Here is a 10,902-nt window from a genome sequence, read left to right as displayed (position 1 = left end):
TAATAATTTCCAGCTAATCTATGGTTGACTTTTCATAGCTGGTCTCCCATCTGAATTTTTGAAATGTAAAAAATCCAGATGGAGAGGCGGAGAACGACACCGCATATCAGAAACAGCCCTACGGCACTTTCCAACAAAAATCGACAAAAGAAAAACCGCAAAGGCTCTGTGACCTTTACGGTTATAGGAAATAGTAATTCTATTGTATGGAGATTGTACTTCTACTTTCAAGGTGAGAAGTACCGTTGCACTGGCAGAAATTTTTTTAACTGGTTTCCTGCCGTTCTCTGATATGCTATGTATTGATAAATTTTGCTTCGTATGAGCAGATAGATAACTGCCCGAAAAAAGGACATAAAAAAATCCCTCCAAATTTAAAAACAAATTCAGAGGGTAATTTAGGGTATAACAAAATAACCCACCCGAATATCGTTTTTTTTATTTGGTGAGTTTGTTCTTTCAAATACGAAACAAATGCTCATGTACGGTAAAGTATCACAAGAAAATTATGTCGAATTGACAGCCGCCTCCGCTATACCGAATAAGGAAATAAAGAGTCCTCAAATTTTGCGCTACTAAATGAAGACGAGCGGAAGTAATCTCCCGCTCGTCAGTAAACTTAACTATGCCATATCAATCCCGCTTCTTTCCCGCCACCGGCACTAAGAACAGCGCGGGCAACAGCAGGAAAGCGGTACAGACCAGCCCCCAGGGTATGGACACCTGCTGGGCTACCAGCCCCACAATAGGCCCGCCGATGATCTGCCCGAAAGAGTCCAGCTGTCCGCTGGTGGAAAAGACTGTGGCGCGCATTTTCTCATCCACTTGGTCGTTCATCCAGGCGGCCAGCACAGGCTCCTTGATGGTGCGCATAAGCCCCGCCAGCAGGAACACCAACAACATGAACCAAAAGCTCCGCCCCACCGCGAAGAGAACCAGGAACAGGATATACCCGGCGCTGGTGGACATGACCACACTGGTTCGGCTGACAGTCCCTTTTTTCTCCATGCGGGCGATGAGCAACTGAGAAGCCAGAATACCTAAGCCGTTGCCGATAAGACTGATAACACCGAACCAAGTGACGCTGTTCAGCGGCCCGATAACGGGTATTACCGTGTCATCCAGAAAATGAGCGGTGGAGAGCCGGTCAAAGCCTTCACTGGCAAGTCCCCCGCATAGTGTGATTGCTAAGAGCGCCAGCAACACAGGTGCGCCTTTCACAAAGCCCAGGTTGAGCTTGAACAGGCAGACAAAGTCTTTAAGCAAGCCCTGCCGTTCCTCAATAGCAGGGGAGAAGTTGGTTTCTGGCATGATGCGAACCATCACCAGCCCCAACAACAAGCACAAACTGCCCCCCAAGATGAGAGGCATTTGCAGGTTTATGTTTCCCAGCAGTGTGCCCAGCACCACGCCCAGAACGCCGCCGATTTGCCCCATTTGACTGCCCCGCAGGAACACCTTGTCTATGGGTTTGTCCTCTTCCTCCGAGGCAATCCACGCCTCCAGAGCGCCGGTGATGAAGGTATCACCGCAACCCCAGACAACCTGGGCCAGCAGAACCGGCGCGAACCACGGTAGCGCACCCTCCATCAGAAAGCCCAGGCCGTAGAGGAACATTCCAATCAGCACCGAGCGCCGACGGCTATACAAATCCGCCACCACACCGGTGGGCATCTCGAACAGAAAGCAGGAGGTCTCCTGAACCGTCCCTACCAGGACAAGCTGGAAAGCATCCAGCTGCACCACCTCCAGGTGGTACACGATGGAAAGCACTGTGGACATAGAAACCGCCAGGGAACAGACAAATCGGAACAGCAGGTAGACAGAATATGCCTTTGAATTTTTAGCAAACATGAAGTTACATTCTCCTTTCAAATCTCATTTTATATGACTTTTGCAAGCTGTTAAGCTAACTTGTGGAACATATGCCGAACCTTATCTATACGGCTATTCGGGCGGCGGGGTTGGCAAATAAATTTACCAATAGCTGGCTGGTATCCTTTTAACTCTGTCAAGCAGACTCCCTGCCCATTTGTGAAATAAGTTAAATCGTTCCTGTATTCTTGAATACATCTAGCAGGGATTTCTCCTTTCAGAATGACCTCGTCATTCTTTATCTGAGTACTTACAATATCTGCACAATACCTTGGAGCATCATGATACGCCCGTGAGAGATATTCCTGCGGTGCATAAATTTCAAAGTGGAGATATGGCTCTAATAGTTCTGTCCCTGCTTTTTTTAAAGCCTGCTCCAATACGATAGGGGAAAGCAGCCGAAAGTCTGCGGGGGTACTTACAGGACTATAATACAATCCATATTCAAAACAGATTTTACAGTCTGTCACTTTCCATCCATACAGCCCCTGCTCGCAGCCATAAAGAACCCCCTCCATAACCGCATTTTGGAACGATTGATTTAAATATCCAAGTGAAACTCTGCTTTCATACTGCACTCCGCTTCCAATAGGGAGCGGCTCTATGGACAACCCGACAGAAGCCCAGAAAGGATTTGGCGGGACTTCTATGTGGATGGTATATTCTGCTTTTCTAAGCGGTCTTTCCATATATATAACAGTAGGCTCTTTTATTTCTGCCTCCACATGATATTTTTCCTCAAGGATGGCACAAATGACTTCCATCTGCACATTCCCCAAAAAAGATAACATAATCTCATGGGTAACAGTATCAATGTCAAAATGCAAAAGAGGGTCTGTATCAGCAATCTCTGCGAGGGCATTTAACAGGGCTTCCCTTTGCTCCGGCTTTTGCGGCTCTACCGTTGTCCGAAGTAATGGCATGGGATTATCAATCCGTGTTTTGTGAGGCAGGAGTTTTTCATTTCCCAGGATATCGTTCAGTTTCAAAGTATCATCAGCTAAAATAACAATTTCTCCCGGACAGGCATGGTCAGCCGGGACGATTTCACCGTTTGTCGGAACACACATCTCTGTGATTTTTATTTTCTCTTTTTCAGATATTCTAATAACATCCCTCAAATGCAATGTTCCGCTATATATACGCACATAAACAAAACGCCGCCTTTTCTCTGAATATTCAATCTTAAAAACCTGCCCGCATAGTTCAGATTGACCTTCAGGCGTTGATGAATAAAATTTACTGGCAATTACTTCTATAAGCTGCCGAATCCCCAGATTGTTTTTAGCGCTTCCGTGATAAACGGGAAATAACGTTCCGTTTTGGAATCTCCTGTTTTCTTCCTGTTCCAGTTCTGACATTTTAAACGGTTTCCCTGACATATATTTCTCTAATAGTTCATCGTTTCCCATAATTACCGCATCCCACTGTTCCATATCGTCATTGTCCGTTACATTTATATGGGGATGCTGCCCAACCTTTTGCTTCACTATAATTTCCGAAGAAAGCTTTGCTTTCATTTCCCGATATACCATTGGCAAATCAATCCCCTCTTGGTCAATTTTATTGATGAAAAAAATTGTCGGAATCTTCATTATCTGTAGTGCATGAAACAGTATACGGGTCTGTGCCTGTATGCCATCCTTTGCAGAAACTAATAATACTGCTCCGTCTAATACGGATAAAGAACGGTATACTTCCGCCAAAAAATCCATATGGCCTGGCGTATCTATAATGTTGACTTTTACATCCTCCCACTGAAAAGATGTCACTGCTGTCTGGATAGTGATTCCCCTTTGACGCTCCAAATTCATTGTATCTGTCCTTGTTGTGCCTTCATCTACGCTCCCTAGTTCTGCAATTGCACCACTGGTATACAATAAACTTTCCGTTAATGTTGTCTTTCCTGCGTCAACGTGAGCCAGAATGCCTAAGTTAATTATTTTCATGTGATTTTCCTCCTATCAACACCCAAAAAAGGGCATAAAAATACCCAGTGATAAATACTCCTATCACTGGGTAAATAACTCCAATAGCCCCAAAACACTTATATGTTTTCGGGCATATAAAATTACATGATAAAAGTATTCTTAAACTGGGTACAAAAAACTAAGCCCCATATTAAAAGTGAAACGGGACTGCTACTTTTTGTTCCCACTATCAAATTGACAGTTTATTTAAGAATACCTTGCCGCATATTTATTAACTCCTTGTATAATACTGAATCTAATTATATTCCTTAACCCTTTATTTGTCAAGCTGACAAACTAAAGCAGAAAAAGCGGCAGGATTTCCCCCTGCCACTAATCATCTGTTTATGCAAAAATAATTTCCTTTTCCACAATCTCCCTCGCACAAGCCCTTATGTTATTGAGGCATCCTGTCCATTCTAAGGCGTTTTCTGCCTTTAGCTGTTCCGTTATGCCCTGTGCCTGTTTCATACCCTCTATGAGCCTTTCAAAGCGTTCCTGTGCCTGTCTGTTGATGTCGGCAAGGTAGGCGTTTAGCCTGCCGCTTGTAAGAAGATTGGTGTATGTAACTTTACGGTACTGTTTTAGATAATCTAAATGCCGTTGCCCCCAGATGCCTATTGCCTGTTCTTCTTCGGCGGGTACAGTTAAGCACGGTATCAAATAATCCCCTTGCCTTTCGTATTTGCCGCCCAGTTCCTCAAATAATGATTTTGCCATTGTCTGTTACCTCCACATTCTTTTTTATTTTGAATGTCCGCAAAATCCGTCCTACATCGGAAGGACGCCACGGACAATCAAGGTTATGGATTGCTATGAGCCTGTCCTGCACATTCGTACCTGCTCCCATCTTCGGAGTAGAGCCGAACAGCACACGGACTTCGCCGCTTCTGACCTTGCCGAACAACTCTTTTTTCTGTGCATCGGTGGTCGCTTCGTGAATAAAGCGTATCTGCTCCGCAGGAATACCACGGGCTATCAATTTCTCCCTCATATCGTCATAGACATTGAAAGTACCGTCATTTTTCGGGGTGGACAGGTCGCAGAACACAAGCTGTGTCGCTTTGGTATCGGCGTGTTCCTCCCAGATACGGTACACATTATCCACGCAGGCATTGACTTTACTGTCTGGGTCGTCTGGCAGCATTGGGTCAATCATTCTCTGGTCAAGAGCCAGTTTTCTTCCGTCATTGGTTATCTTGAGCATATTGTCGATGTTCGGCTCGACAAGCCTTGCCCTGACTTTCTCAGCCCGCTTCGCAAGGGAAGCTACCATTTCGGTCTGTATATCACTCGGCTTGGTCTTAATATTGTGGTAATTGACCTTTGGCACGGGGAGCTTTAGCATATCGGCGGTCTGAATATCCGCCACCTCACGGAACATCTGCATCAGCTCTGGCAGGTTATAGAACTTGGCAAACCTCGTCTTGGCTCGGTAATTCGTGCCTTCGGGTGCTAATTCCAGAGCTGTAACCGTTTCCCCAAAGGTAGAAGCCCAACTATCAAAATGCTGTAAACCGTTCTGTGCAAGAGTATCATACTGCAAGTACCTCTGAACGGAGTACAGCTCAACCATTGAATTGCTGACAGGCGTACCCGTTGCGAAAACCGTGCCACGGTTGCCCGTGATTTCGTCCAGATAGCGGCATTTCATAAAGAGGTCACTTGATTTCTGGGCTTCGGTCTGGGCGATACCACCCACATTCCGCATCTTGGTGTAGAGGTACAAATTCTTGTAAAAATGACTCTCATCAATGAAAAGCCTGTCAATGCCGAGCTGTTCAAAGTCGATGACCGTATCCTTACGCTTGGTGTCATTGAGCTTTTCGAGCTTCGTCTTGATTGCCTTTCGGGTTTTCATTAGCTGCTTGACCGTGAACTGTTCGCCTTTGGAAGCCTGCACATCGTCAATGCCACGCTCAATATCATCAAGCTGCTTTTCTAACTGCTCCCTCTGGCGTTCTATGCTCATCGGGATTTTTTCAAACTGCGAATGCCCGATAATGACTGCGTCATAGTCGCCCGTGGCAATCCTGCCGCAGAACTTCTTGCGGTTTCCTGTTTCAAAATCCTGCTTTGTTGTAACAAGGATATTTGCACTCGGATAGAGCCGCAGATATTCGGAAGCCCACTGACCGACAAGATGATTCGGCACAACAAACATAGATTTCTGGCATAAGCCGAGCCGTTTGCTTTCCTGTGCGGCGGCTACCATTTCAAAGGTTTTTCCTGCTCCCACCTTATGGGCAAGGAGCGTATTGCCGCCATAAAGGATATGGGCGATGGCGTTGACTTGATGGGGTCTTAGTGTGATTTCTGGGCTGATACCTCCAAAAGTGATATGGCTTCCGTCATACTCACGGGGTCGCACAGAGTTAAAAGTGTCGTTGTAATAACGGACAAGGCGGTTTCGCCGTTCTGGGTCTTTCCATATCCAATCCTGAAACGCCTGCTTGATGACTTCCTGCTTCGCCTGTGCCGCCGTGGTTTCCTTTGCATTGAACACCGCTTTTTTATTGCCGTGTTCGTCATACACATAATCAAAGATACGGGTGTCACGCAGGTTTAAGGTGTCCTCAATAATACGATAGGCGGAAGCCCTTTTCGTACCATAGGTGCTGTCCGCCTTTACATTCCCCATATCGGAGCTTTTATTCTCTATGAACCAGTCTCCGTTTATCGGGGTGTATCGTACCTTTAATCTGCCTGCGGCATAGCTTGACGGAGTTAAAAGCTCCATCACAAACCGTTGTATATCGTCCTGCGGCATCCAAGTCGCACCCAGACGGACAGAGATTTCCGCCGCCGAGAGGTCTTTGGGAATGACCTTTTTCAAAGCTTCCACATTAACTGCAAGCTCTGGGTCATTCTTCGCAGCAAGCTCCGCAACCGTCAGCTTATTTCGGACATTTCCCGACAGATACTCATCTGCGGCTACATAGGAAACAGGCTCGGAGTTCGGTACTTTGTAGATAACACCTTGTAAATCCTGCACAAGCTCAACCTGCGTTTTGCCTGTGAGCTGCTCCATATAAGGCAAATCAACACGGGCTCTCTCCCCGATAGAGAGGGCAAGGGCTTCACTTGCTGTTTCAACCGAAGTTACTTCTCGGTGGGGCTTGATAGTCCGCTTCGTGAACATATCTGCCTTTAAAATCAGCAGACATTCCCATACCATTGTCACTGACTATAAAATGATATTTTCCATATGTAGAAGAGTTTGTCTCACTTTCTTCTGCTATAAACTGGATTATTCCACCTTCCTGTGTGTACTTTATTGCATTAGACAACAGATTACTGAAAATCTGCATCAGATTCTGGATAATATACAGAGCGACCGATATGACCATCATTATAGTGCACAAACCAATCAACAGATCTGATACCATCGGTGTAATGTGGAACCATATAATATGCACCGCTGCCTGTGTCAGCTTATCAGCCACCGGATCAAGTATTTTTCCTAAATTACTAATCCTATGGAATCTTCTTGCGATATATCAATCAGCAAGATCCGTAAAACCAGACAGCAATAAGATTTCACCAGCTAACAGAGGATTTTTCTTTACACAATAACTCCATATAATTACCGGAATCAGACAAAGCCGAAAAAAAAGAAAGAAGATTAGAAACCGTAATAATTCTATTCAATTTTTCTTCCTGATTCACTTCACTCTGCATGTACGGTCACCTCACTTTCCTTTTTTTAGACATAAACCAATAAAATATAACACAAAATGCTAAAGCAAACACAACACCAAAAACATTTTGAATCACTCTAAGACTAACCGCTCCTTGTAGTCCATAAGTCTCTGCAGCAATGGCTAAAGCACCAAATGTGTTAAATACTGCCTGCCAGCCATATTGTGCTGAAAATCCTACACCGATTCCACCAAGAATTCCTATATATGCATATATTGACGAAGGAAGCAGAAAATATAATACTGTAAAACATATAACACCTGCAATATTTCCGACAATCCTTTTACGGACTCTGTAGTGCATATCTTCCATAAACGGCAAAATCACGGACATGGCCGCAATACCAGCCCACATTGCACGTGGCATATTACAAAGTTCTGCAATGCAAATGACAATCGGTACGCATAAAATCTGACATATCTGCCATTTTGTTCTGGAAGAAGTGATATCAAATTCTTGTACCAGATCTTTCAGATTTCTTTTATAAGTTCTGTTTTTATGATTTCGATAAAATACGAAGCAGGTAAGTGCTGCACCTAAAGCCATTCCGACTAATCGCATCTGATAGCTTTTTCCCGTAACATCATAACCATATAACAGCAGATACCCAAGAACCAATGTAGATTGATTAAACATGAATGGATTATGGCATCCGAACAGAATCAACACAGCCAGTGCCGCAATATTTAACAGCATTCCCGATACCGGTGAAAACTGATTTGCTAAATGCGGACATACAGTCATAATTACAAAGAACAAAGCCAAAAGCATCGTAGATTGTCCGATGCGGATCCCCAGATCCGCATTTCTAAACACCATGAGACATAATAAGACTACTACACCTACAATGCTGTTCTCATTTCCAAATAGGATGCTGAAAATACTAACAAAGGAAAAACAAAATGCCATTGTAACAGCTATCTTCACCAGATATACCCACATATGATATAATTTTTCTTTTAGTGTTTCACTCTTTTTCAACAGGTTTTTAGAACCTGCCTGATTTAACTGCAACTCCTGATAAAATGTCATATAAATTCTCCCATCTTCTAATTTATCTTAAAACTATATAATCTCATCTTTCTGCTTTGGCAGCTCTATAACAAATCTGCATCCACCATATTCACGGTTTTCTGCTTTGATTGTTCCTCCGGCACTATCTACAATCCGTTTTACAAGTGCAAGACCTAGACCATTTCCTTCTGCTTTATGAGATCCATCTACCTGATAGAACTTGTCAAATATTCTGGATTTTACATCATCCTCTATTCCTGGTCCTTCATCTTCCAGAATGAACTTAACAGAATCCTGTTCTTGTTTCAGAAACATCATAATTGTCCCCTTTGAAGGGCTGAACTTAATCGCATTATCCAAAAGATTTAACCAGATATGCATAAAAAGTCCTTCATTCCCAGTATATTTAACTTCCTCCAATTCTACCTGAAAACCAATTTCTTTTTCTGTCCATTTTGTTTCCAATGAAAGAAATGCCTGGCGGATCTGTTCATCCAGACGATATTCTGTTTTTTTCATTGGTATATTCTGATTCTCTAACTTGGATAACAGCAAAATATTACCAACCAATCCGGAAAGTCTTTGGGTGTTAAATAAGATTTTTTCTACATATTCCTCTTGATCCGGAGACAGTTCTTCTCCCTGAAGCAGCATTGTATATCCTTCAATGGCATTAATCGGGGTCTTAAACTCATGAGAAACATTAGATACAAAATCCATCTGCAACACCTCTGTTGCACGAAGTTCTTTTGTCATAACGTTAAAACTTTGATAAGATTCTCCAACTTCTGCTATACGGCTGTTCGTTTCCAAATGCTGTTCAAAATCTCCCTGAGAAACTTCCTTCATTGCTTTACTAAGTCTGGTAATTGGTTCCAGTAACTTTGCATTAATAAAGGAAGTGATCAGCCCTGCAATCAATGTATTGAAAATCAAAAGCCAGCCAAGCACAGGTATGCTGCCCGGCAGATTAAAAAAATGATTCAAAAAAGCAAATAATAAAGCAGATATGACTGTTGAAAATACAAGTGCCAGCCAGATTGCACCAGTCAGACAGGATCGGATCCGCAATCCTTTTTCTTTCTTTTGTTCCATTATTTTTTCACCACCTTGTATCCAATTCCACGCATTGTTACGATTTCAAAATCAGGGTTATCTTTAAAACGCTCTCTGATTCTTCCTATATGTACCTCTATCGTATGTGGGTCTGCCTCCGTCTCGTATCCCCATACTTCATCCATCAACTGTTGTTTTGTAAATGTTCTGCCTGGCGAAGCTGCAAGCTTATATAAAAGCAGGAATTCTTTTTTAGGCAAAACAAGACTTTCCTTATCAGTTGTAACCGTCATTGCATCATAATCAAACTCTGTTGAACCGATCACAATTTTGTGTTCATTCAGTATCTGTGCACGGCGAAGCAGTGCTCCGACTCTTAAAACCATTTCATTCACATTTACCGGTTTTACCATATAATCGTCACTTCCCGAAAGAAAACCCTGGCGCATATCATCAAAGGAACCTTTCGCAGTGATCATAAGTACCGGTATCTGATATCCTGCTGAACGGAGTTCCGACACCAGTTCATAGCCATCCATAACCGGCATCATAATATCGGAAATGATCAGATCAATATACTCTTTATCCAATATTTCTAATGCCAGTGCTCCATCCGATGCACTTTTGACCTGATATCCATTCTTCTCAAGCACTTTTTGGAATAGCTGGCTTAATTCTTTATCATCTTCTACAATTAATATTTGAAACACGATCTTCTTCCTCCTTTATCAGAACAGGATTCTATTTCTGTTTTTCGCATAATCGGCAGACCCAAATGGATTCCTATTATTTGCAACTGAATTTGTCATGATAGAAAAATCTGAAACGTTCTCTGCAATCTCCTCCCATGTATTATACATCATATCATTACAGATAATATATGGCGTGTGGATCTTCACACGATTTTTTGCATTTTTCATCAATTCTCCCAACTGATACCACACTACTGGTTCTTTGGAACCTGTGTGAATAGGATTTGACACTAATGTAATCTTTTCTGTCTCAAAAGTTTCGTCCGTATAATCGGTCTCGCAGATTCTTTCCTTATACAATACAAAGTCAATCTCAATTTAACCTCAACAAAATTTATTTTTCATCCAGTAATCAGATCTACGCTGACAGTCACAATCGCCTTTCCTGTCTGGAACGACTCCTGCGTCAATTCATCGACCATTGTTCTGTCCTCCCGATATTATTTTCTCTATGCTTCCTGTCCTGTGTGGGTGGTCTTACCCACGGAATACCATTTTTGCTATACATCAGGTATCCTCCTTCTTTTTTATTT

General features: G+C 43.0%; 6 protein-coding genes and 4 pseudogenes. All 10 read right to left on the bottom strand.

The genetic code is table 11. The features are described 5' to 3' along the window. Positions 1 to 633 precede the first annotated feature (633 nt). Positions 634 to 1,854, bottom strand: coding sequence for a tetracycline efflux MFS transporter Tet(40) (gene tet(40), locus DWW70_RS14445; protein ID WP_109215034.1), 1,221 nt, complete (start codon positions 1,852 to 1,854; stop codon positions 634 to 636). 50 nt (positions 1,855 to 1,904) lie between these two features. Continuing rightward, complete coding sequence (tet(O), locus tag DWW70_RS14440; protein ID WP_109215033.1) at positions 1,905 to 3,824, bottom strand: tetracycline resistance ribosomal protection protein Tet(O); 1,920 nt, start codon at positions 3,822 to 3,824, stop codon at positions 1,905 to 1,907. Between the two features lie 366 nt (positions 3,825 to 4,190). Next, positions 4,191 to 4,565: a TnpV protein gene (locus DWW70_RS14435; protein ID WP_001129922.1), complete on the bottom strand. Its 375-nt coding sequence runs from the start codon at positions 4,563 to 4,565 to the stop codon at positions 4,191 to 4,193. Next, a pseudogene (locus DWW70_RS14430) lies at positions 4,546 to 6,996 on the bottom strand (DEAD/DEAH box helicase family protein); the annotation flags it as partial. The gene DWW70_RS14435 and the pseudogene DWW70_RS14430, both read right to left, overlap by 20 nt. Further along, positions 6,995 to 7,162, bottom strand: a pseudogene (locus DWW70_RS15045) (sensor histidine kinase); the annotation flags it as partial. The pseudogenes DWW70_RS14430 and DWW70_RS15045, both read right to left, overlap by 2 nt. Continuing rightward, positions 7,160 to 7,526 (bottom strand): annotated as a pseudogene (locus tag DWW70_RS14425) (CDP-alcohol phosphatidyltransferase family protein); the annotation flags it as partial. The pseudogenes DWW70_RS14425 and DWW70_RS15045, both read right to left, overlap by 3 nt. Positions 7,527 to 7,532: 6 nt before the next feature. Beyond that, positions 7,533 to 8,579: an FUSC family protein gene (locus tag DWW70_RS14420; RefSeq protein ID WP_118650111.1), complete on the bottom strand. Its 1,047-nt coding sequence runs from the start codon at positions 8,577 to 8,579 to the stop codon at positions 7,533 to 7,535. Positions 8,580 to 8,612: 33 nt separating this feature from the next. After that, the gene (locus tag DWW70_RS14415) at positions 8,613 to 9,656 is read right to left on the bottom strand and encodes a HAMP domain-containing sensor histidine kinase (protein ID WP_117550266.1); all 1,044 of its coding nucleotides are present in this window, start codon (positions 9,654 to 9,656) and stop codon (positions 8,613 to 8,615) included. Beyond that, a complete protein-coding gene (locus DWW70_RS14410) occupies positions 9,656 to 10,327 on the bottom strand; it encodes a response regulator transcription factor (RefSeq protein ID WP_004851516.1) in 672 nt (223 codons plus the stop codon). The genes DWW70_RS14415 and DWW70_RS14410 overlap by 1 nt, the downstream gene beginning before the upstream one ends. A 24-nt stretch (positions 10,328 to 10,351) precedes the next feature. Next, positions 10,352 to 10,663: pseudogene (locus DWW70_RS14405) on the bottom strand (phospholipase D family protein); the annotation flags it as partial. Positions 10,664 to 10,902 lie beyond the last annotated feature (239 nt).

Origin of the sequence: Coprococcus sp. AF16-5, assembly GCF_003479365.1 — a bacterium.
In the GTDB taxonomy this organism is placed as follows: domain Bacteria; phylum Bacillota; class Clostridia; order Lachnospirales; family Lachnospiraceae; genus Coprococcus; species Coprococcus aceti.
Note: the sequence above shows the minus strand (reverse complement) of the source record. Positions and strands in the feature narration are given on the sequence as shown.